The sequence below is a fragment of the Pseudomonas sp. DCB_BI genome, from assembly GCF_026240995.1.
GTDB lineage: Bacteria > Pseudomonadota > Gammaproteobacteria > Pseudomonadales > Pseudomonadaceae > Aquipseudomonas.
The window spans coordinates 15,158-35,361 of sequence record NZ_JAPFCG010000029.1 but is presented as its reverse complement, the minus strand read 5'-3'; the positions used below and the strand labels follow the sequence as shown (position 1 = coordinate 35,361).

Below are 20,204 nucleotides of genomic sequence, written 5' to 3'. Positions count from 1 at the left end.
CTCTTGTGTTGGCAGCGGGCAGTATAGTGCGTTTTGGCCCCGGGCAGCGGGTATACTCCGGGATCTTCCGCTTAGCAAAGGTTCGCCCAATGGCTTCTGCCACCCCGGAAAAACGCCTGAATCTCGCCCAGCAACTGGTGCATGACCTGTCGCAGCAGATTCTCTCGGGCGAGTTGCCAGCGGGAAGCAAATTGCCCACCGAAGAAGCCGTGACCAAAGCGCGTGGCGTAAGCCGTACCGTGGTGCGCGAAGCCATGTCACGGTTGCAGGCCGAAGGCCTGGTAGAAACCCGTCGGGGTATCGGCACCTTCGTTGTAGACGCCATCCCGGCAGGTGACTTCCAGAGTGCCAACCCTGGAATGGGGGGCGCATACAACGAGGTGGCGATCATCGAGCTGCGGCTTTGCCTTGAAGTCGAGGCGGCTGCCATTGCTGCCCAGCGTGCCACCCCAGAGCAACTGGCTGCCATGCGGGCGGCGCTGGATGGGAGTGTCGCTACGCAGTCTGCACCCTGCATGCGTACCGACTTCGAGTTTCACCTGCAGATAGCCCAATGCACGGGCAACAGCTTTTTCATCGACACCATGACCCATCTTGGGCATACCTTGTTGGCTGCGGCCCAGCAAGCAGTGCCAGGTGGCGATGCCGAGCAACGGGCACTGGAGGCGCGGGAGCGTGAGCAAGTGCATGCCGCGATTACCGGCAAGGATGCCGGTGCTGCCCGCGCTGCCATGCGGCTGCACTTGGTCAACTGCCTGACACGCGCCCAGCGAGCGGTCAGCGAATGTCCGAAAACAGATCGAACATCAATTTGCAAGACGACCTGAACCGGGCCAGTTGTTGGGGGCAGCGCACGCTGCTGGATGGCTTGGGGCGGTGGCTGACCTCACAGCGCATCCCGCGCCTTGCCCCGATACACCCGCAGCACATCCGCCATCACCGCCAGCGCGATCTCCGCTGGCGCCTTGCTGCCCAGGTCCAGCCCAATAGGCATGTGCAGCCGTTCTATCTGCTTGTCGGTCAGCCCGCCAATCCGCTGCAGCCGCTCGGCGCGGCGGGCTGACGTGGCCGCCGAACCCATGGCGCCTATATAGAACGCTGGGGTATTCACCGCCTCCATCAATGCCAGGTCATCGATTTTCGGATCATGCGTCAGCGCCACAATGGCGGTAGCCGCATGGCAACCCCCCGCGGCAATGAACAGCGAAGGCAGCACCCGATGCATCTGTGCGCCCTCGATTTCGACGTGCGCCATCTCCTCGCGCGGGTCGCAGGCGATGACCTCGCAGCCAAGCGTGCGAGCGATGTCGGCACAGGCTTGAGCGACCGGCGACAGCCCGGCCAGCAGCAACCGCAGGGCAGGGCCAATGCCGATGTAAATTGCGTCGTGGTTCATGCGCACGCCAGCACTGTTGTCGTCATGCACACTGAATTCACCCGCCGGCATACTGACTTTGCGCATGACCCGCTGCTGCCCCAACAGTGCCCCGTGCAACGCATGCAGGTGCTTCAGCCAAGCGCCATCCGCCTGCCGCCGCTCCACCAATACCACCAGTACACCACCGCAAGGCAAGCGCAAGCGCTGGCTCTGTTCCTGGCCGTCTCCGTAACGCACCACCTGCGCCGGTTGGCTGAACGCACCGTGTGCCAGGCTGGCGAGGAACTCCTCTTCCACGCAACCGCCGGATAATGACCCAACCCAATCCTGCGCGCTGCGGCAAGCCAGCATAGCCCCAGGCGAACGGGGTGCCGAGCCGTAGGTGGACAGCACCGTGCACAGCCACACCGTATCCCCGGCCCGGGCCCATTGCAGTGCCTTGTCGATCACCTGTAGGTCGAGATGCTGCATGTTCCGCTCCCTCGCGATTATCGTGTCAGCCCAGTCGAAAAAGCCGCGCAATGGCGCAATGTCTGTGGCAGTGTTGGCTATCTGGCCAGCCCCACAGGGACCGACATGCAAACTCGCAAAACCGGTGTTCGCGCCCAGCAGGCCGACCGCACCCGGGACAATATTCTCAAGGCCGCAGTGAAGGTCTTCAGCAAGGAAGGCTTCACTGGCGGGCGCATCGAGCAGATCTCCACGCTGGCCAAGTCCAACGACCGGATGATCTATTACTACTTCGGCAGCAAGGAAAAGCTCTTCATCAGTGTGCTGGAACACATCTACGCCAGCTTCAACCAGGCCGAGGCCAAGCTGCGCCTCGACCTCGCCGACCCGGAACAGGCCCTGCGCGAGTTGGTGGCGTTCATCTGGGACTACTACGTGCGCCACCCCGAATTCGTCACCATCCTCGCCACCGAAAACCTTCACCAGGGCCAGCACGCGCGTAAGTCGCAAAACCTCAGGGCGCTGTCAGGCGAGGCGGTGGGCGTGTTGCGGCCGATCATTGAAGCCGGCCAGGCCAAGGGGCTGTTCCGCGATGACATCGATGTCACCCACGCCTACCTGATGATTGCCTCGCTCTGCTACTTCTATAACTCCAACCGCCATACCCTCAGCTCGTTCCTGGCCGTGGACCTGGCCGACCAGCAGGCCAAGGCTGACTGGCTGGCCTTCATCAGCGACCTTGCACTGCGTGGCCTGCGCCGCTGAACCTCAGTGGCTGCCCGGGTTGGCACGTACTTGCGCAGCCTTGGCCGCCAACCCTTGCCATGCCGGCTTGTCGGCGGCGAAGCGCTGGCGCAGGTAGGCCGCCAGGTCGGCTACCTGGCGGTCCGACAGGCTGTCCTTGAAGCCGGGCATGTAGCCCAGGTCACGGGTTGCCGGGGTTGGGATGCCATGCATGACCACCCGTAGCAGGTTGTCCGGCAACGCGCTGTGGAGGTTGCTGTTGACCGCCATCGACGGGCTGACGCCAAACAGCTTCGGCCCCAGGCCATCGCTGTGGCAGGCCATGCAGGCGCCTTTGAATACCCGCTCGCCATTGCTTATCGACACGCGCGTGTCCGCCTGAGGCGCGGCCTTGGCGACCACTGCCTGCGGCTCGCCGTCGAGTGAACTGAGGTAGTGGGCGATGGCGCGCACGTCGCTTTTTGGCAGGGTGGCCAGTTCACTGACCACCGGGCCCATGGGGCCGGCCGCTACCCCGTGCTTTTCGGAAAAGCCGGTACTCAGGTAGTTGAACAGTTCGTCTTCGCTCCACGGCGTGGATGACTTGGCCAGCCCATTCAGCGCTGGAGCTTCCCAGCCATCCACCAGGCCGCCGGCCAGGTAGCTGCTGCCGCGTTTTTCCGCGCCCATCAGGTTGCGCGGTGAGTGGCAGGCTGTGCAGTGGCCCAAGCCGTCGACAAGATAGGCGCCCCGGTTCCACTGCGCGCTGCGCTGTGGGTCGGGCTGATATTCGCCGCGTTGCAGAAACAGCGCATTCCAGCCGGCCATCAGCGGCCTCTGGTTGAACGGGAAGTGCATCTGGTTGGCAGGTGCTTCCTGGCGTACCGGGGTTTGTGACATCAGGTAGGCATACAGCGCCTGCATGTCGGCGTCGTTGATGTTGCGAAACGAGGTGTAGGGGAAGGCCGGGTACAGGTGGCGGCCATCGCGGCTGATGCCTTCGCGCATGGCCCGCTCGAACGCACCGAACGACCAGCGGCCGATGCCGGTTTCCGGGTCGGGGGTGATGTTGGTGCTGTACAGCGTGCCGAACGGCGTTTCCATCGCCAGGCCGCCTGCATTGACTTTGCCACCGCTGACCGTATGGCACACGGCGCAGTCACCGGCTGCGGCCACCTGGCGCCCGCGCTCGAGCATCGCGGCGCTCCAGCTGCCAGCGGCTGGCGGGGTTACCGGGGCAATTTCGGCGCGCCAGGGCAAGGCGGTGGCGAGCACGCCCAATGCAGCACCGAATACCCCGGCCAGCGAGCCGAACCACCACTTCGAACGCTTGGCTGTCGGCGGTGCTGGCGCGGGTGCATCAGGGTCCTGACCTTCGCCATCGAGGGCGGCACGCACCCGCTCTGCCGTGATCGGCAGCTCGCGAAAGCGAATGCCGGTAGCGTCGAAAATGGCATTGGCGATGGCTGCCGCGCTGGGTACCGAGGCTGACTCCCCACTGCCCATGGGCGGCTCGTGCTGGCGTGGCAGCATCATCACGTCGATGGCGGGCAACTCGGGGAAGGTCAGGATCGGGTAGCCGCCCCATTCTTTGCTCGCCACCGTCGAATCTTCGAAGCTGACCTGCTCCTTGAGCACCCGGCTGGTGGACTGGATGACGTTGCCGTGGATCTGGTGGCGCACGCCTTCGGGGTTGACCATCATCCCGGCATCGTGGCCAATCACCACCCGGGTGACGGCGACCTCACCGGTGCGCCGGTCCACTGCGACATCGGCCACCCACGCCGCCCAGGCCGCGCCAAAGCCTGGGAACTTGCTATGGATGTAGCGGGCATAGGCAAAGCCCCTGCCGCGCAGCACGTCACCTTCGGCCTGCGCCTGCATGGGCCGGGTATGTGGCTGCCATTCGGCGCGTTCGGCGGTGGCCTTGACCAGGTCGATTGCGCGTGGGTCGGACAGGTGCTTGAGGCGGTATTCGACCGGGTCGACACCCGCAGCGAAGGCCAGCTCATCGATATACGATTCGTGAGCGAAACTGTTGGGCATGGCCGACACGCCGCGCATCCACGAGGCACGCACCAGCGGCGTCATGTCGTTGATGGTGACGCGCATGTGTTCGTAGTCATAAGGCGGGATCGAGGTGCGGTCGCCCATTTCGAACAAGGCCGGCACCGGCTCTACGGCACCGGTCAGCAGCAGGGCGAGGGTAGGCGCGCCGTTGGAAGGGTAGCTGGTCTGGAAGTCGTAGGCGGCCACGCTGCCGTCCGCGTTCAGGCCACCGTCGATTTCCATCAGTTGTGCAGTGCCCTTGGGCTCCCACACGTGTTCCTGCTCACGGGTCAGCTGCACCCGCACAGGGCGCTGCACCGCCCGTGACAGCAGCACGGCGTCGGCGCACACGTCATCGGCGCAGTTGCGGCCATAGCAGCCGGCGGCTTCCATGCGGATGATCTCGATGCGTTCTTCGCCGCATTCCAGCAACCAGGCCAAATCGGCGCGCAGCAGGTGCGGGTTCTGCGTCCCGGACCACACACGGATCTGCCCTGGCGTGAAGTCGGCCAATGCGCACGACGGGCCGATCGATGCGTGCAACTGGTAAGGCCACAGGTAGCTGCGGCTCAGGCGCTGGCTGGCATTGGCGATGCCAGCGTCCACATCGCCCTGGTCCAGCACGGTGCGTTGTACCCGCGGGTTGTCGCGGATGGCCTGGGCGACATCGCTGAGGTCGGGCAGCTTGCCTGTAAAGGGCTTCCAGCTGATTTTCAGGTCATGGGCCGCACGGATTGCTTGCTCTTCGCGCTCGGCCACCACGCCGACGAAGTCGCGTATCACCACCACCGCCACCACGCCGGGCACATGGGCGATGGAGCTCTCATCCACCGCCAGCAGACTGTTGCCGACAAAGTCGCCGCTGTCGTGGCCGGCGTAGGGCGGGCGTATCACCCGGCCATGCAGCATGCCGGGCAAGCGCATGTCGTGCACGTAGGTCAGCTCGCCGGTGGCCTTGCCAGGGATATCTACCCGCGCGGCACTACGCCCGACCAGGCGGTAGTCCTCGACAGCTTTCAGTGGGGCATCGTCGGCGATGCGCAGTTGCTGGTTATCACCTTGGACCAGTTCGGCGAAGCTCAGGGTGCTGCCGTTGCCGGCGACCACAGTGCCTTCTTCAATGCGCAGATCTTGGGCCTCGCAGCCAAGCCGTTGTGCAGCTCGTTGCAAAAGGTGGCGCCGCGCGGTGGCCGCAGCCTTGCGCAAGGGTACGGCGGAAATCTGCAGGGTGGCGCTGGCAATGGTCGCGCCCTGGTTGGGTGCCCGCTCCGTGTCGCCCAGTACCATGTGCACCTGGTCCATGCGCAGGTCCAGCTCTTCGGCGACGATCTGCGCCAGCGAGGTGCGGATACCGGTACCCAGGTCGACGTGGCCGTTGAAGGCGTAGACCATGCCGTCGTCGCTGACCGCAATGAACAACGCCAGTTCGCGCGCCTTGACGGCAGGTGTCACCCCCTTGGCCACCGGGCCCGAGGGCGGGGTGATGTGGTCGACGATCAACAGCACGCCGGTCTTGGCCAGCAACTGGTCACGGCTGGGCACCTGTTGTGAGTGGTTCATGCTTTCCTCCGGATGTCGGCGGCGCGGCGCACGGCGCGCAGGATTTCAACGTGGGTGCCGCAGCGGCACAGGTTGCCGGACAGTTCGTTGCGAATCTGTTCGTCGCTGGGATCGGGAATGCGGTCGAGCAGGGCCTTGGCGGTCATGATCATGCCGTTCATGCAGTAGCCGCACTGAGCCGCCTGCTCGTCGATGAACGCCTGTTGCACCGGGTGCGGCGCGGCCTTGCAGCCCAGCCCTTCGAGGGTGGTGATATCGCGGCCGGCGGCGCCGGCCAAGGGGATGACGCAGGAGCGGGCGGCCACGCCGTCGATGATCACCGTGCATGCCCCGCATTCGCCCAGGCCGCAGCCGTACTTTGGGCCGTTCAGGCACAGGTCGTTGCGCAGGACAAGCAGCAGCGGGGTGTCGGGCATGGCGCTGACTTCGACCGGCTGGCCGTTGACCTGCAGGGAGATGGTTGTTTGCATTATTGGCTCATCTCTGGGGGTTGCTTGCGCTACCAAAGGACTCAAATGATTTGAGATTTTCGGTAAGTACTCACTACATGAAATGAGTTAGCAAGAAGCAGGCCAGAGATGAATTTGCAGAGCGCTGTGATGGGGGTGATGGGTATGGCGGAAGATGATTGGCGCCAGGGAAATCGAGCGCCGCCCGCGCGGCGCTCGATCTCGAAGACCTCGTATCTGTGACGGCAATCGCAGCAGTCACAACAAATTTCAGCCCGGTGTTTCGTCGCTGTCGATCATCTTGCGCAGCAGGTAAAGGATGGCCACGCGCTCACCGGCATTCAGGCTGCCCATGCTCAGTTCGCTGATCTGCCGGGCGCAGGGGATCATGGCGTCAAGTAATGCCGCGCCGCTGTCAGTGAGTTCGACGATGACCTTGCGCCGGTCGCCCGGGTCTGGCGACAGCTTTACGAGTTCGCGCGCCTTCAGGCGCTCGACGATGCCGCGGATGGTTGCCTGGTCTACCGCCGTGGCCTTGATCAGCTCAGCTTGCGAGCTGGGGCCGTGGTCGCGCAGGGCGCACAGGGTAACGAACTGGATCGAGGTCAACTGCGGGTCGCAGGCCTGTTGCTGGAAGATCGCCGTGTGCCGCTGGTAGGCTTTGCGCAGCAGGTGGCCGACCTGTTCGGTGACGTCATAGGGGGTGGTGTCGAGCGGGGGGCTGCTGGGGTTGGTTTTTTTCGGCATAGGATGGCTTGGGCTGGTGGAAAGGTGCTGGCCGGCCGCCAATAGCGGAGCGCCCGGCCAGTATAACCACTATCGTGCCCGCGACTCCTCTGGTGCGACCACGTCGCCTGCCAGCACCACGGCCTTGTCATCCAGGTAGATATCGCAGTTGCGCAGCGGGATGTCCAGGTGGCATGGGGTTTTGCGCTTGCCGCCGACCTCGGTGTTGGGGCCGGTGGAGAACAGGAAGTTGCCATAGAACGCACGGGCATCCATGCACATGCCGTCGTTGCGATCGTGCAGGCCCATGGCGGTCCACTGCGCACGCGGCTGCAGCCCCCAGCCGATGTGGGAGATGCCGTACACCTCGGGGTCATTGAAGTACTTCATGTAGTCGCGCAGGTACTCAGCCTCGAAGCCGCCATGGATGCCGGTGATAAAGCCTTTTTCGATCTCCAGGGTAATGCGCTCGCGGCAGTAGTTCTTGAACGGCAGGATGATGTCGCCGACGTCCAGCACCAGCGTGCCTTCGGCGCTGTCTTCGTTCGGCCAGGTGAACAGGAAACCGCTTGGCCAGTGGTCCCAGCGCCCCGGCTCGTCGGCATAGCCGTACTCGGTCACGGCCGGATACTGACCGAGCGGGGCGTGGAAGTCGCTGCCGGCCTTGGACCGCACATGCATGCTACGCGCCTGTTTCAGCAGGGTTTCGGCGGCCAGCACGCGGCGTTTGTCGTCCTCGGTGGGCATCATGCGCGCCAGCACTTCCGGTGGCTCTACCGCCAACAGGATGCGCGTGCCGGTCTTGAGGATCTGCTCCTGCTCGGGCGAGTGCAGCAGCATCATGGTGTCGACGACCAGGTCGGCCGCTTCCAGCGCCCGCTGTGCCGCCAGATTGCCGGTCAGCGCGGTGTCGCCGCAGTAGGCCGTCATGTCATTGCCCATGGCAGTGGGGTGGTTGAACGCTGGCAGCTCTACCGCATACACCTTGGCCTTCAAGCGCTGGGCGGCCTCCATGGCGGCGTTGACCGTGCGCGGGTCTGAATAGTGGCTCTTGAGCACAGCCACGCTTTGCGTTTCGTCGACGCGAGACAGCTTCAGTACGTGCTCGAACATCTGGGTCAGTTGTGCATTGCTCACCGGCATCGGGGTTCTCCTGGGTGGCGTTGACAGGGGGCGCACCATGGCGGTGCCTGGTGCTTCATCTCGGTGCAAAAAAATAGTGTGTACACCATACTTTTGCAGATGAAAGCGCATCCTGCCAGCGAGCGCAAGTTATCTGTTGAAACGTTACCTATTCACACACTGCCCAGTATTTACAGTAACAATTGGCCTTGTGGCGTTCCCGCAAGCGGTTTGAAAAAATATTTTCACCACCCTCTTTTCAAATTGCATTTGTAGCGTATACGCTCTAAATCGTCAGGCGGCCGAACGGCTGGCCACACATCAGAACAAGAGGAGACACACCCATGCGGGGTAGGCAGAAAATCGCAATCGTCGGTGCAGGTCTGGGTGGGGCAGCCGCCGCCACGTTGCTGCAGCAGGCCGGCTTCGATGTCGAAGTGTACGAGCAGGCGCCGGCGTTCACCCGCCTTGGCGCGGGTATCCATATCGGCCCCAACGTGATGAAGATCTTCCGCCGCATGGGGCTTGAGCAGAAGCTGGAATTGATGGGGTCGCACCCGGACTTCTGGTTCAGCCGCGACGGCGCCAGCGGCGATTACCTGTCGCGCATCCCGCTGGGTGATTTTGCCCGCCGCGAGTATGGCGCGGCCTACATCACCATCCACCGCGGCGACCTGCATGCCCTGCAGATCGACGCGATCAAGCCGGGTACCGTGCATTTTGGCAAGCGCCTGGAAAAGATCGTCGATGAAGGCGACCAGGTACGTCTGGACTTCGCCGACGGCAGCCATACCGTGGCCGACATCGTCATTGGTGCCGACGGTATCCACTCGAAGATCCGCGAAGAGCTGCTGGGCGCCGAAGCGCCGAACTACAGCGGCTGGGTCGCGCACCGGGCACTGATCCGCGGCGTCAACCTGGCACAGCATGCCGATGTGTTCGAGCCCTGCGTCAAGTGGTGGTCTGAAGATCGCCACATGATGGTGTACTACACCACCGGCAAGCGCGACGAGTACTACTTCGTCACCGGCGTGCCACACGAGGCCTGGGACTTCCAGGGCGCCTACGTCGACAGCAGCCAGGAAGAAATGCGCGCCGCCTTCGAAGGCTACCACCCCACGGTGCAGAAGCTGATCGACGCCACCGAATCGATCACCAAGTGGCCGCTGCGCAACCGCAACCCGTTGCCGCTGTGGAGCCGTGGCCGCCTGGTCATGCTGGGTGACGCCTGCCACCCGATGAAGCCGCACATGGCCCAGGGTGCATGCATGGCCATCGAGGACGCGGCCATGCTGACCCGCTGCCTGCAAGAAACCGGGCTGTCCGACCACCGCACCGCGTTCGCGTTGTATGAAGCCAACCGCAAAGAGCGGGCCTCGCAGGTGCAGGCGGTATCCAACGCCAACACCTGGCTCTACAGCCAGGAAGATCCGGCCTGGGTCTACGGCTACGACCTGTACGGCCAGCAGCTCAAAAGCGGGGAGGCGGCATGACGACCTTCGTCGCCGGCGGCAACGTCAGCGCCAATGGCATACGCCAGCACTACCTGCGCTATGGCGGCAAAGGCCAGGCGCTGATCCTGGTGCCGGGCATTACCAGCCCGGCGATCACCTGGGGCTTCGTCGCCGAGCGCCTTGGCCAGCACTTCGACACCTATGTCCTGGATGTGCGCGGGCGCGGCTTGTCTTCAAGCGGCCCGCAACTGGATTACGGCACCGATACCTGTGCTGCGGATATCCCGGCCTTTGCCGCAGCGCTGGGCCTGGATAGCTACCACCTGGTCGGGCACTCGATGGGGGCGCGCTTTGCGATTCGCGCTGCCGCCCAAGGGGCGCCCGGGCTGCAGCGGCTGGTGCTGGTCGACCCTCCAGTGTCTGGGCCGGGCCGCCGTGCCTACCCAAGCAAGCTGCCGTGGTATGTCGATTCGATCCGCCAGGCCTCAGTTGGCATGAGCGGTGACGACATGCGTGCCTTTTGCGCCACCTGGAGCGACGAGCAACTGTCGCTGCGTGCCGAATGGCTGCACACCTGCTACGAGCCGGCGGTCGTGCGCGCCTTTGAAGATTTCCACACCGTGGATATCCACCAGTACCTGCCCGCCGTGCGCCAGCCGGCGCTGCTGATGGTGGCCGGGCGTGGCGGGGTGATCGAGCCCTGCGACATCGCCGAAATTCGCGAGCTGAAGCCGGACATCCAGGTTGCCCAAGTGGACAACGCTGGCCACATGATCCCTTGGGATGACCTGGACGGCTTCTTTGCCGCCTTTGGCGACTTCCTCGACCAACCCCTAGTCTGACGGAGCACGCAACATGACCAAGCTATACCGCATCGGCCAGATCGTGCCGAGCTCGAACACCACCATGGAAACCGAGATCCCGGCGATGCTCCACGCCCGCCAGGCCATCCGCCCCGAGCGCTTCACCTTCCATTCCAGCCGCATGCGCATGAAGCAGGTGAAGAAGGAAGAGCTGGCGGCCATGGACGCCGAGTCCGACCGCTGCGCCGTGGAGCTGTCCGACGCCAAGGTCGACGTGCTGGGCTACGCCTGCCTGGTGGCAATCATGGCCATGGGCCTGGGCTATCACCGCCAATCTGAAAAGCGCCTGCGGCAGGCCACCGCCGACAACGACGCGCTAGCGCCGGTGATCACCAGTGCCGGGGCGCTGGTCGAGGCCTTGCATGTAATGAAGGCCAAGCGCATTGCCATCGTCGCGCCGTACATGAAGCCGCTGACCGAGTTGGTGGTGAACTACATCCGCGAGGAAGGCTTCGAGGTGCAGGACTGGCGCGCGCTGGAAATCCCTGACAACCTCGCCGTTGCCCGCCACGACCCGGCCAACCTGCCAGGCATCGTCGCCGGCATGGACCTTGAAGGCGTCGATGTGGTGGTGCTCTCGGCCTGTGTGCAAATGCAGTCGCTGCCGGCAGTGGCCAAGGTCGAGGCGCAAACCGGCAAACCCGTGGTCACCGCGGCGATCGCCACCACCTACGCCATGCTCAAGGCGCTGGACCTGGAGCCGGTCGTACCCGGCGCCGGTGCCCTGCTGTCAGGCGCTTACTGAACCGGGAGGCGGACATGAGCGACGCACAGAGCGCCCGTGACAATTACCAAGGGGTGTGGGGCCAGCGCATCGGCTTTGGTCGCAAGCCGGCCCTGTTGATGATCGATTTCATGCAGGGCTATACCACCCCCGGCGCACCGCTCTACGCCCCGGGAGTGGTCACGGCGGTGGAGCAGGCCGCCGGCCTGCTGGCGCTGGCCCGCGATTGCGGCACATTGGTGGTGCACACCAATATCCGCTACCAGCCGCCGCATTTCGTCGATGGCGGTGTGTGGGTGCGCAAGGCGCCAGTAATGAAGGATATGGTCGAAGGCAACCCGCTGGCGGCGTTCTGCGAGGCCGTCGCACCCCAGCCGGGGGAAGTGGTGCTGAGCAAGCAGTACGCCAGTGCCTTCTTCGCTACCAGCCTGGCCCCGCTGCTGCATGCCCAAGGGGTGGACACCGTGGTGCTGGCCGGCTGCTCCACCAGCGGCTGTATCCGCGCCAGTGCGGTGGATGCCATGCAGCATGGTTTCCGAACCATCGTGGTGCGTGAGTGCGTCGGTGACCGTCATAACGACCCGCACGAAGCCAACTTGTTCGACATCGACAGCAAGTATGGCGATGTCGTCACCCGGCAGGACGCCATGCAACACCTTAGGCAACTGGCCGGCTGAACGCCGGGCAGCGCCTTACCCAATAACAATCAAGGAACGGTGCCGGAAGCCCGTTCATGACCGCCTGCTGTCCGGGCGGTCGCCCCGCAGGAGCACTCGGGGTCTTTCAGGCGTTACCCAGGTACGCCGCGTATAGTGCGCGGCGTGCCCGGCGCGTCGAAAACTGCTGGCCTTAAAACAACCACAAAGTCGCCCGCCAGGAGACAGGAAATGCCAATTGCGAACGCAACCACGGTCCACAGTGACACTGACCATGGCACGAAAGCGCTGTACAGCAGGATCACCTGGAGGCTCATCCCCTTCCTGTGCTTCTGCTACCTCGCAGCTTATCTGGACCGCATCAATGTCGGCTTCGCCAAGCTGCAGATGCTTGAAGACCTGCAGTTCAGCACCGCCGCCTATGGTCTGGGTGCCGGGCTGTTCTTTGTCGGCTATATCATTTTCGAGGTGCCAAGCAACCTGATCCTGCAGCGCGTCGGCGCCAAGCTGTGGATCGCCCGCATCATGATTACCTGGGGCCTGCTGTCGGCCTGCACCATGTTCGTCAGCACCACTACGCAGTTCTACATCCTGCGTTTTCTGCTTGGCGCGGCCGAGGCCGGCTTCCTGCCGGGCGTGCTGTTCTACCTGACCATGTGGTACCCCACCTATCGGCGCGGGCGCATCATTGCCCTGTTCATGATCGGGTTGCCTTTGTCGAGCGTGATCGGCGGGCCCATTTCTGGCTGGATCATGGGGCATTTCGACCAGGTGCACGGTTTGCACGGCTGGCAGTGGCTGTTCTTGCTGGAGGCGATCCCCAGCGTGCTGCTCGGCATCCTCACGTTCTGGGCATTGCCCAATCACTACCAGCAGGCCAAGTGGCTTTCAGCTGCGGACAAGGCCCAACTGGCGGCAGACCTGGCCGCCGACGATGCCGAGGGCAAGGACAGCAAGCACAGCTTCCGTGACGGCTTCTTCAACCTGAAGGTGTGGATGCTCGGTGGCATCGATTTCTCGATCCTGCTCAGCGCCTATGCCATGGGTTTCTGGATGCCGACCTTCATTCGTGATGCGGGCGTCAGCGACACCTTCCACATCGGCTTGCTCACGGCCATCCCGAGCCTGGCTGCGCTGGCCGGCATGCTGATGATCGGCGCCAGCTCCGACCGTCACCGCGAGCGCCGCTGGCACATCATCGTGCCGTTCATCATTGGTGCAATTGCCATGGCCAGCAGCACCTTGTTCAGTCAGAACCTGGTGATGACCGTACTGCTGTTCGCCATCGCCTCGGCGGCGATCATCGGCGCAGTGCCGGTGTTCTTCAGCCTGCCGGCGACCTTCCTCAAAGGCACCGCGGCGGCCACCGGATTCGCCCTGGCTTGCTCGGTGGCCAACATCGCCGGCCTGGTCAGCAACTCGCTGATGGGCATGGTGACTGACCTGACGGGGACTTCCCATGCGGCGCTGTGGGTGTTCGCCGGCTGCCTGATTCTCAGCTGCTTCCTGGTCATCGCCCTGCCGGCGAAGCTGGTCAACCGCTAGCGGCCCAGCGCTTCACGCAACGGCAGGGCAGGCGGGCCGGGTGCCCGCCTGCCGACCCTTTCCCTAAGCAACCCGCACGTCGGTGGCCGCACAAGGCTACCGCGCCGGGTCGCTGTTGCCCGAAATCCAGGAGTAGCCCCATGCAAGGTTTCACAGCACCACGTTTTTCTTCGTCTGCGCGCCTGGCTGGTGGCTGTATTGCCGCCGCGCTCTGCACCGAGGCCTCGGCTGAAGAGGCCGGGTTCATCGAAGGTGCCCGCGCCACGCTGCAGGCACGCAATTACTTTTTTAGCCGTGACTATGCCGACATCAAGGGCGCGAGTAGCCAGTCGCGTACCCAGGAATGGGCGCAGGGTTTTATCCTCAATGCCAGCTCGGGGTATACCCAGGGCACCGTAGGCGTTGGCGTAGATGTGACCGGCCTGCTGGGCTTCAAGCTCGACAGCAGCCCGGAGCATGCCAAGTCGGGCTTGCTGCCCAGCCTGGACAGCGGTAAGTCGGCTGACGAGTACAGCCGCCTGGGCGCGGCAATCAAGTTCAAGGTGTCGCAGACCGAGCTGAAGGTGGGCGAGTTGATGCCCAACCTGCCGGTGCTGTTGTTCAGCGACCTGCGCCTGCTGCCACCGACCTATCAGGGGGCGATGCTGGAGTCGCGCGAGTTTGCCGGGCTGACCCTGAATGCCGGCCAGTTCCGCTCCACCAGCCTGCGCGACTCGTCCAACAGCCAGAAGATGTACGCGCTGGTGAACGACCCGATCAACCCGGCGCGACTCGCGCGGTTTACCAGTGATCGCTTCAACTATGTGGGCGCCGATTATGCCTTCAACGACAACCGCACCAGCGTAGGCGTTTGGCAGGCGCAGCTGGAAGATATCTACCAGCAGCGCTTCTACAGCTTGAAGCATGCCGAGCCGTTGGGTGACTGGACGCTTGGGGTGAATGCTGGTTATTTCGATGCCCGCGAAGACGGTCGCAAGATTGCCGGTGACTACGACAACCATGCCCTGTTCAGCCTGTTCTCGGCCAAGACCGGTGGGCATACCTTTTACGTGGGCTACCAGCAGATCGGCGGTGACGATGGCTTTATCCAGGTGGGCGCGAACACCAACCCGATGGGCAATACGTTGCCGACTTATGAGTTCTCGGCGCCGGGCGAGCGGTCGTGGCAGGTGCGCCATGACTTCAACTTCGTCGCGCTGGGCATTCCGGGCCTGACCTCGACCCTGCGCTATGTGAACGGGCGGGACGTAGACACCGGGCTGGGTTTTGAAGGGCGTGACCGCGAGCGGGATCTGGACCTGGCCTACGTGGTGCAGAGCGGACCGCTGGCGGGTTTGGGTGTACGCATCCGCAACGTGATGGCGCGCTCCAATTACCGCAGCGATATCGATGAAAACCGGTTGATTGTGAGTTATACGGTCAAGTTGTTTTGAAGGTACAGGGTAGTTGCAGTGATGCACGCATTGCTGGGGCTGCTTTGCGGCCCTTTCGCGACACCAGGCCGCGCCCGCAGGAATCGCGCAAGTCTTCAGGCGCCCATCAGGCCTCACTGCAAGGTCACAGGCTTCATGTCGCCCGGCAATTGCCGAATCGCCGCTTCCAGCTGTGCAATTAGCCCTGCAAGCTGATCCGCCTCCTTATCCTTGCCCTCGTTTCTCAGGCGGTCCCGCTCAATGCGCAGGTTGAGCAGATTCTTCTGCAGTTTCAGGGCCGAGCTATTGAACGGGTCCATGTGGTTCTCACGCTGTGGGCGTCCGTGCCGTTGTAGGAAAAATGGACCGTAGCATCTCGATTTTGCTCAAGAAACTGATGTTTCATACAGGCAAATCCTGTCGTTGTCCGTTTTCCTACATCGCGTGGTAAAACGTCCTACATCCGGCGTTTCAAATCATGTCCTCGAAACCCGCCCGACTGCCCGGCTCTGCGGGGCGCCATCATTTTTCGATGGGTACGCCCTGCGGCACAGGGCCCCTTTCGCATTCTGAAACGTTATGTAGCACTTACCGTCCTGCTTTTGCCGCGAGGGTGCGTGCAACTTGTTCGACGCGGTGAAGGTCTTAAGGCCAGCCATGCAGCAGGATCACCCAAAACGCGCGGCAGCGGCGGTATGTTCTGTGGCTGCTACCATCGAAGTTTTCGGCCAGGGAGAGGCCCATGCATTACGTCGTGATCGAAACTCACCGCAGTGAATACCCGCGGCCAATCCGCTTCGCCAAGGGCACGTTGCTGGATATCGGCCCCCGCTACGAGGGCGAGCCCGGCTGGCAGGACTGGTACCTGTGCAGCTGCACCGGGCAGGAGCCCGGCTGGGTGCCGGCGCAGCTTATCGAACGGCTCAGCGTGGGCCAGGGGAGGGCACTGGACCATTATTGCGCGCACGAGCTGGATGCCGAACCGGGCCAGCTGGTGCAGCTGGTTCGCCCGCTCAATGGCTGGGTCTGGTGTCGGCGCCATGGCAATGGTGAACTCGGCTGGCTACCGGCAGAAAAACTTCAGCGACTGACCTGAGCTGCACCTGCCGGCTCAACAGCGTGCGCAGGAAGCTGCGCGTGCGTTGTGGCAACGTGCATTTGCCCCCCCCGGGCAAAAACCATGAGGACCATCTGATCCGCTTTTTTTCCGCAAACCTGAATCTGTAACCGTATCAGCCCAAGCTCGACAATGTGCTCATTCCCGCATCACAACTGTAGAGGTTCCAATGGGCAAGCTGGCGCTGTTCCTCGGTGGTTTTCTGCTGCTGACCATTCTGATCGGTCTGCTTGGCACGATTCCGCCGAGCTGAATTCAAACTGCGGTTTACCTGCGCGGCCCGTCTAGTTCAAGAGGCGGGCCCAACACCTGACCAAATGGCCAGTATTCCCCTGCTTTGCACTGCTGGACAAGCGGTAGGTGCAAGTCATTCTCAAGTGTAAAAGCCTCGTGTAGTCTCCCGCCGCCGTTCATTCGGTCAGTGTTTTTGTCTTGGAGTCGACACATTAATGGAATGCAAGAAAGGCACTTCAGCCATGCTGGAGTGGCGTAGCCGTTTTCTCGCTGAAGGGGCGCTTGATGAGCAGGGTTATGACCAGGCACTGCGCAATGCCGAGGCGCTTGAGCAAGCCGGAGTCATCAGTACGGCCGAGTGGATCGAGCTGGTCAAACTGGCCAATTCGGCCTTGTTGGTTGTGCGATAAGTCATTCTTTGCGCTGGGAAATCTGTCCACAAAAAACGTGGGTAGGTCTGTGGATAAAGTGCTGTAAGCCAAGCCCCCGGCGGCCTCTGTTAAATTGAGCAGAAATTGAACAGTGGTTTCGAGGGCTGATTCAACGGGCCATGCCGGCACGGCGCAGGGCCGCCAGCAGGTCGCGAAACCGTGCCGGCAGTTCGCCGGCAGGGAATACGGCGTGCATCTGTGGGTCCTGACCGCTGCTGGAAGTCAGGCGGTACTGCGGGCACACGCGGACCAGGCGCCCGGCCGCCACTTGTGCTTCGCCAACCCAGGCGGCCAGGCGGGCGATGCCGGCCCCGGCCAAGGCAGCATGGTACACCGCGTCGCCCGAACCCAGACGCAGTCTGGGCCGCGGGCGCAGGCTGGTGATCTGCCCGTCGCGGCAGAAGTGCCAGGCCTTGAGGATGCGTGGCGCGGTGTGCAGGATCAGCGTGTGCCCCTCCAGCTCTTCCGGATGTTGCGGCGTACCGGCCAAGGCCAAGTACGTCGGGCTGGCATACAGGTGGCGCTGATAGGGCCATAGTGGGTAGCCGATCAGTTCGCTCGATTGCGGGAAGGCGCCGCGTACCACGAAATCGAATTTGTCCTGCAGCGGGTCAAGCGCCTCATCGCTGTACTGCACGTCCAGGGTCACCTGGGGGTGGCACCGGGAAAACTCGGCAAGGACCTGCGGCAGCACATGTTCACCGAGTAGCTGCGGTACGGCAAAGCGGACCCAGCCTTGGGCGCTGCCACTGAGCGCGGCCAGTTCGTCGGCAGCGTCGCGTTGCACATCCAGCAAGCGTTCGGCGTGGGGCAGCAGGCGCTCACCCGCTTCTGTCAGCGTAACGGCATTGGCGTTGCGGTTGAGCAGCTTGCTCCCGGCATTGTCCTCCAGCGTTTGGACTGCACGGGTCACGGCGCTGGGCGAGCGCCCCAGTGCACGGGCGGCGGCAACGAAGCTGCGCTTGTGCGCCACGCTGACGAACGCCTGAATTTCTCGCAGCATGTCCAATGCCATTGCCGGGTCCTCGTTGCAGATTTTGCAATATGGCATTTCAACACAAGTGCGCCTCTTTGATTAGCCTTGCACGTCTTAACTGCCTGGAACCGCTTCATGATGGATATTGCCGTGCTCTCTGTGTTCGCCTTCGCCGCTGGGCTGATCGATGCCGCCGTGGGTGGCGGCGGGCTGATCCAGATCCCGGCCCTGTTCAACGTGCTGCCTACCGCGCAACCGGCAGCATTGCTGGGCACCAACAAGCTGGCGTCGGTGTGTGGCACGGCCTTCGCAGCGCGTTCGTTCATTCGCAAGGTGACACTGGATTGGGGCCTGATCGTACCGGCGGCAGTCAGCGCCTTTGTCATGTCGTTCGTCGGTGCCGCCACGGTGTCGCTGGTGCCGCCCAGCGTGATGCGTCCGGCTGTTCTGGTGCTGATCGTGCTGATGGCCATCTACACCTTCTGCAAGAAGGATTTTGGCACTCTGCACAAACCGGCGCAGATCGGCCGCAAGGAACAATGCCTGGCGGTGCTGATCGGTGGGGCCATTGGCTTCTACGATGGCTTGTTCGGCCCGGGTACCGGCAGTTTCCTGATCTTCCTGTTCATCCGCTTCTTCGCCTTGGACTTCTTGCACGCCTCGGCCTCAGCCAAAGTGGTGAACATTGCTACCAACCTGGCGGCGCTGGTGTTCTTCGTGCCGTCGGGCAACGTGCTGTATGCCATCGCCCTGCCCATGGCGGTGTGCAACATCCTGGGGGCGCTGACCGGCACCTGGCTGGCGGTACGCAAGGGCGCCGGTTTTGTCCGCGGGTTGTTCCTGGTGCTGTTGTGTGTGCTGATCGCCAAGCTGTCGTGGGACTTGCTGGCCGGCTAGTTCAGCTCACCTGGCGCTGTGCTTCGGTCTGCTCGACACGGTTGCGGCCATGGGCCTTGGCTCGGTACAGCGCGTGGTCGGCACTTGCCAGCAGTTCGTCCAGGCTGGGGGCCGGCACGTCAGCGTCGCAGCCAGTCACGCCAATACTCACGGTAATTTGCAGGCGCTGGCCCCCCTGCAGCACGTGCAGGTCCTGCACGGCGCGGCGCAGGCGCTCGGCAGTGAACTTGGCCCGCTCCGGCGCAAGGCCGGGGACAACAACAACGAACTCCTCGCCCCCCAGGCGGGCGAACAGCTCATCGTTGTGCAACTGGTCTTGCAGGGTGCCGGCGAATTGGCGCAGCACCTGGTCGCCGACCGCGTGGCCGTGGGCATCGTTGATCGACTTGAAGTGGTCGATGTCCAGCATCATCAAGGTCAGCGGGAGCGCCTGGGCGTGCTGCTGGCGGCTGTCCAGCAGTGCGTTGGCGCGGCGGGTGAAGGCGCTACGGGTGAGCACGCCGGTGAGGTGGTCGATGGTGGCCTGGTGCGCCAGACGGGCCATCAGGCTGCGGTTGGCCTGGCTGACGCAGGCCACCACCAGCGGCCCGAGTACCAGCATGGCAATGCCCAGGCGTGCGGACATCAGCGTTGTGACCCCGGGCTCGCTTTGCGGCACGCTGAAGTGCATCAGGTTCTGCGCCACCGCCACGATCAAGGTGCTGCCGGCGGTGAGGGTCAGCAATGAAACCAGGAATGGCGAGTAGGTCCAGGCGCACCAGAGCAAGGCGGCAATCGGGAAGGCAATCGCCCCTGGGCCCCCGAACGCGATGCTGAACGCCAGCGAGGCCATCAACACCAGCAGCGGCGCCAGGCGGATGGCCTGCGCACCGCCGCGCACCATGGCGCGTGCCGAGGGCGCGGTAAGCAGCACCGGTAGCACCAGCACGCCGGTCGAGAATTGCTCGCTGAACCATGCCAGCCACGTGGCGCGCAACGATTGCTCGAACCACGGCGCGGCCATGACCGCGGCCATGCTGGCCGCCACCATGGCGCCGGCGGCGCAGGCGGCGAACACGCTGAGCACGCCGTGCGGGGAGCGCATGCGCCGATGCAGGCGCGGCAAGCGCGAAAGCAGTTGCCAAAGCGTGACCACCACGCCCAGGTTGCACAGGTTGAACCACAGCGCTGGGGCCCAGGCGCTCCCACACAGCAGGTCGGCGCCGACCATTGCCAGCCACACCAGGCTGAACCCGGCAGGCGTGGCCTGGCGGGGGTAGCGCAGCAGCAGGCCAGCCAGTACCGCATTCACCGGCCAGAACAGCGACAGCGATTCGATCGGGCGGGCCAGGATGCCGCCCAGGGTGAGGCCAAAGGTCAGGCACAGCAGAATGACATAAGGCAACAAGCGCGATTGGGCTGGATGAACCATGAGCGCGACCGGCAAGCGGAAACGAAA

Annotated in this window: 19 protein-coding genes; 11 read left to right on the top strand and 8 right to left on the bottom strand. The window is 63.5% G+C overall.

Annotation, left to right across the window (positions count from 1 at the left end; translation table 11 throughout):
- Window positions 1–89 precede the first annotated feature (89 nt).
- Window positions 90–827, top strand: a complete 738-nt coding sequence (locus OO258_RS24965; RefSeq protein ID WP_266033950.1) for a FadR/GntR family transcriptional regulator — start codon at window positions 90–92, stop codon at window positions 825–827.
- Window positions 828–886: 59 nt separating this feature from the next.
- Here OO258_RS24965 and OO258_RS24960 read toward each other — a convergent pair whose 3' ends face one another.
- Window positions 887–1,849, bottom strand: coding sequence for an XdhC family protein (locus OO258_RS24960; RefSeq protein WP_266033948.1), 963 nt, complete (start codon window positions 1,847–1,849; stop codon window positions 887–889).
- A 105-nt stretch (window positions 1,850–1,954) separates the two neighbouring features.
- Here OO258_RS24960 and OO258_RS24955 point away from each other — a divergent pair, with 105 nt between their 5' ends.
- Window positions 1,955–2,593, top strand: a complete 639-nt coding sequence (locus tag OO258_RS24955) for a TetR family transcriptional regulator (RefSeq protein WP_110743856.1) — start codon at window positions 1,955–1,957, stop codon at window positions 2,591–2,593.
- Between the two features lie 3 nt (window positions 2,594–2,596).
- Here the strand turns inward: OO258_RS24955 and OO258_RS24950 are convergent, their stop codons facing one another.
- The 4 genes from OO258_RS24950 to OO258_RS24935 all read right to left on the bottom strand — a co-directional run bounded on the left by OO258_RS24950 (window position 2,597) and on the right by OO258_RS24935 (window position 8,478).
- Complete coding sequence (locus OO258_RS24950; protein WP_266033944.1) at window positions 2,597–6,160, bottom strand: molybdopterin cofactor-binding domain-containing protein; 3,564 nt, start codon at window positions 6,158–6,160, stop codon at window positions 2,597–2,599.
- Window positions 6,157–6,630 carry a (2Fe-2S)-binding protein gene (locus tag OO258_RS24945; RefSeq protein WP_266033941.1) on the bottom strand — a complete coding sequence of 158 codons (474 nt, stop codon included), beginning with the start codon at window positions 6,628–6,630 and terminating at the stop codon, window positions 6,157–6,159. The genes OO258_RS24950 and OO258_RS24945 overlap by 4 nt, the downstream gene beginning before the upstream one ends.
- A gap of 249 nt (window positions 6,631–6,879) precedes the next feature.
- A complete protein-coding gene (locus OO258_RS24940; protein WP_266033938.1) occupies window positions 6,880–7,356 on the bottom strand; it encodes a MarR family winged helix-turn-helix transcriptional regulator in 477 nt (158 codons plus the stop codon).
- 69 nt (window positions 7,357–7,425) lie between these two features.
- On the bottom strand, window positions 7,426–8,478 hold the full coding sequence (locus OO258_RS24935; protein ID WP_266033936.1) for a 2,5-dihydroxypyridine 5,6-dioxygenase: 1,053 nt from the start codon (window positions 8,476–8,478) through the stop codon (window positions 7,426–7,428).
- A 323-nt stretch (window positions 8,479–8,801) separates the two neighbouring features.
- Here OO258_RS24935 and nicC point away from each other — a divergent pair, with 323 nt between their 5' ends.
- The 6 genes from nicC to OO258_RS24905 all read left to right on the top strand — a co-directional run bounded on the left by nicC (window position 8,802) and on the right by OO258_RS24905 (window position 15,132).
- Window positions 8,802–9,950 carry a 6-hydroxynicotinate 3-monooxygenase gene (gene nicC / locus OO258_RS24930; RefSeq protein WP_110743861.1) on the top strand — a complete coding sequence of 383 codons (1,149 nt, stop codon included), beginning with the start codon at window positions 8,802–8,804 and terminating at the stop codon, window positions 9,948–9,950.
- Entirely contained in the window at window positions 9,947–10,753 is an 807-nt protein-coding gene (nicD, locus tag OO258_RS24925) for an N-formylmaleamate deformylase (RefSeq protein WP_266033931.1), read from the top strand. The genes nicC and nicD overlap by 4 nt, the downstream gene beginning before the upstream one ends.
- Before the next feature lie 13 nt (window positions 10,754–10,766).
- Entirely contained in the window at window positions 10,767–11,519 is a 753-nt protein-coding gene (locus OO258_RS24920; RefSeq protein ID WP_266033928.1) for an Asp/Glu racemase, read from the top strand.
- Between the two features lie 14 nt (window positions 11,520–11,533).
- On the top strand, window positions 11,534–12,175 hold the full coding sequence (locus OO258_RS24915; RefSeq protein ID WP_266033925.1) for an N-carbamoylsarcosine amidohydrolase: 642 nt from the start codon (window positions 11,534–11,536) through the stop codon (window positions 12,173–12,175).
- 210 nt (window positions 12,176–12,385) lie between these two features.
- Complete coding sequence (locus tag OO258_RS24910) at window positions 12,386–13,699, top strand: MFS transporter (RefSeq protein ID WP_110743864.1); 1,314 nt, start codon at window positions 12,386–12,388, stop codon at window positions 13,697–13,699.
- Window positions 13,700–13,839: 140 nt separating this feature from the next.
- The gene (locus OO258_RS24905; RefSeq protein WP_266033922.1) at window positions 13,840–15,132 is read left to right on the top strand and encodes an OprD family porin; all 1,293 of its coding nucleotides are present in this window, start codon (window positions 13,840–13,842) and stop codon (window positions 15,130–15,132) included.
- A gap of 113 nt (window positions 15,133–15,245) precedes the next feature.
- On the opposite strand, the gene OO258_RS24900 is transcribed toward OO258_RS24905, so the two are convergent.
- Window positions 15,246–15,431 carry a hypothetical protein gene (locus tag OO258_RS24900; RefSeq protein ID WP_266033920.1) on the bottom strand — a complete coding sequence of 62 codons (186 nt, stop codon included), beginning with the start codon at window positions 15,429–15,431 and terminating at the stop codon, window positions 15,246–15,248.
- A 422-nt stretch (window positions 15,432–15,853) separates the two neighbouring features.
- On the opposite strand from OO258_RS24900, the gene OO258_RS24895 reads away from it, so the two are divergent.
- Window positions 15,854–16,207 (top strand): SH3 domain-containing protein, encoded by a 354-nt coding sequence (locus OO258_RS24895; RefSeq protein ID WP_110743867.1) that lies wholly within the window; start codon window positions 15,854–15,856, stop codon window positions 16,205–16,207.
- Window positions 16,208–16,677: 470 nt separating this feature from the next.
- Window positions 16,678–16,872: a hypothetical protein gene (locus OO258_RS24890; protein ID WP_266033916.1), complete on the top strand. Its 195-nt coding sequence runs from the start codon at window positions 16,678–16,680 to the stop codon at window positions 16,870–16,872.
- A gap of 130 nt (window positions 16,873–17,002) precedes the next feature.
- On the opposite strand, the gene OO258_RS24885 is transcribed toward OO258_RS24890, so the two are convergent.
- Entirely contained in the window at window positions 17,003–17,908 is a 906-nt protein-coding gene (locus OO258_RS24885; protein WP_266033913.1) for a LysR family transcriptional regulator, read from the bottom strand.
- A 96-nt stretch (window positions 17,909–18,004) separates the two neighbouring features.
- On the opposite strand from OO258_RS24885, the gene OO258_RS24880 reads away from it, so the two are divergent.
- Complete coding sequence (locus OO258_RS24880) at window positions 18,005–18,766, top strand: sulfite exporter TauE/SafE family protein (protein WP_266033910.1); 762 nt, start codon at window positions 18,005–18,007, stop codon at window positions 18,764–18,766.
- 1 nt (window position 18,767) lies between these two features.
- Here OO258_RS24880 and OO258_RS24875 read toward each other — a convergent pair whose 3' ends face one another.
- Window positions 18,768–20,192, bottom strand: a complete 1,425-nt coding sequence (locus OO258_RS24875; RefSeq protein WP_266033906.1) for a sensor domain-containing diguanylate cyclase — start codon at window positions 20,190–20,192, stop codon at window positions 18,768–18,770.
- Between the last annotated feature and the right edge of the window lie 12 nt (window positions 20,193–20,204).